Source organism: Xanthomonas sp. SHU 166, from assembly GCF_000364685.1.
Classification (GTDB): Bacteria; Pseudomonadota; Gammaproteobacteria; order Xanthomonadales; family Xanthomonadaceae; genus Xanthomonas_A; species Xanthomonas_A sontii.
Map to the genome: position 1 here is coordinate 1 of NZ_AQOJ01000738.1, position 1,905 is coordinate 1,905.

Annotated in this window: 2 protein-coding genes; one reads left to right on the forward strand and one right to left on the reverse strand. The window is 73.0% G+C overall.

All coding sequences use genetic code 11. The features are described 5' to 3' along the window. Positions 1-1,049 (forward strand): nucleotidyltransferase family protein (locus D180_RS17155; protein ID WP_017913763.1); only part of this gene is annotated, 1,049 nt, incomplete at its 5' end. A gap of 154 nt (positions 1,050-1,203) precedes the next feature. Here D180_RS17155 and D180_RS17160 read toward each other — a convergent pair. After that, positions 1,204-1,905 (reverse strand): glycosyltransferase family 4 protein (locus tag D180_RS17160; protein ID WP_017913764.1); only part of this gene is annotated, 702 nt, incomplete at its 5' end.

Consider the following 1,905-nt stretch of genomic DNA (forward strand, 5'->3'; position numbering starts at 1 on the left):
TGAGCCAGCGCTCGCAATGGCCGGACCGGCCGTGGCGCGCGTTCCTGGAGGGACAACGCGAGCACGTGGCGCAGCGCTACCAACGCATCGCCGCGTTGCTGCAGCGAATCGACGCCCTGGCGCAGACCGCCGGCCTGGCGATCGTGCCGCTGAAAGGCGCGGCGCTGCATGCGCAAGGCCTGTATCGGCCGGGCGACCGGCCGATGGCCGACATCGACCTGCTGGTGCGCCCCGAGGACGCCGAGCGTGCCGCGACTTTGCTCGCCGCGCTGGGCTACGTGGCCGAGTTCGCGCAGTGGAAGCACCAGACCTTCCGTCCAGCGCAGGCGCAGGCGGTGGGTGGCCTGGGCGAGCACCGCGACACGCCGATCAACATCGAACTGCACGTGCGCATCCAGGAACGCCTGCCGCTGCGCACGGTCGACCTCGGTACGCAACTCCTGCCGCGCGACGGCAGGCCCGGCCTGAATCCCTACCCCAGCAACGGCGCGCTGATGCGCCACCTGTTGCTGCACGCGGCCGGCGGACTGTGCAGCCGCAGCCTGCGGCTGATGCACCTGCACGACCTGGCCTTGCTCGCTCCGCGCATGCGCGCCAGCGACTGGCAGATGCTGACCGGCACCGACGCCTGGTGGGCATGGCCGCCGCTGCGGTTGATGCTGCGTTACTACCGCGCGGCGATTCCGTCGGCGGTGCTCAAGCAACTGCGCGCGCAGTGTCCGCCGCTGTTGCGGCTGCGCGCGCGCGGATTGGACCTGACGGGTGCGTCGTGCTCGCACCTGTGGCTGCCGGCGCTGCCGGGCATCGAATGGGCGCGTTCGGGCGGCGAGGTGCTGGACTATCTGCGCCAGCGCCTGCAGCCCTCGGCGGAAAGCCGCCAGGAACGCGCCGAGATGATTCGTACCCAACTGTGGCTGCAGGGCCAGGACTGGGTGCGCCTGCCGCAGCGTCGCCGCGTGCTGCAGCGGTTGCTGCGTCCGGTGCCGCGCATGGACACGCTGTACGCGGTGCGCACCGCGCTGCAGGGCTATGCGCCGTCGTCGGAGTGACGCGCGCCTTCCTAGAGCGCGCAGTAAACGACCGTCGCGGGAGCGGCTTCAGCCGCGACAGCCGTTGGGGCGGCGCACGTCGCGGCTGAAGCCGCTGCCACGACAACACACGAGGCCGTCTTAAAGGCGAAGCGCCGGCACGCCGCGCTGCGCGTCAACCGTTCTGCGCCGCGCGCCGCTCATCGGTGCTGCGCGGTGCGCACAGGCGCTGGTACAGCGCGGTGAAGCCGCGCACGCTGCAGTCGGCGTCCTCGCGCACGGCCCGGCATTGCGCCGCCCAGGCCATGCGCAGGCGCAGGTCGTCGTCGCTGAGCACCTGGCGCAGCGCATCGGCCAGCCCGGCCCAGTCGCCGACCGGCACCGCCAGCGCCGCCGACGGCGCCCACTCCTGCAGATGCCCGACCGCGGTGCCCACGGTCGGCACGCCGGCCACCGCCGCTTCCAGCAATACCAGCGGCCCGGCCTCGTGCTGCGACGACAACACCAGCAGATCCGCCGCCTCCACCAGCGGCCGCAGGTCGCGCTGGGTCTTGAAGCCGAGGAAGCACACGCGCGCGCTCAGGCCCAGGGTGGCGACCAGGCGCTGCATCGCGCCGTCGAGGGTGTCCACGCCGACCAGGTCGATGCGGAAGTCGACCCCGGCGCGGGCCAGCGCAGCAAGTGCGCGCAACAGGGTCGTCTGGTCCTTCACCGGATTGAGGCTGGCCACGTGCAGCAGCCGCGCCGGGCCCTCCCCGCGCGCGCGCGGCGGGCGCGGTGGCCAGGCGCGCAGGTCCACGCCCAGCGGCACGCGTTCGGCGGCGATGCCCAACGCCCGCAAGCTGTCGAGGATGGGCGCGCTGGCGGCGGTCACCGC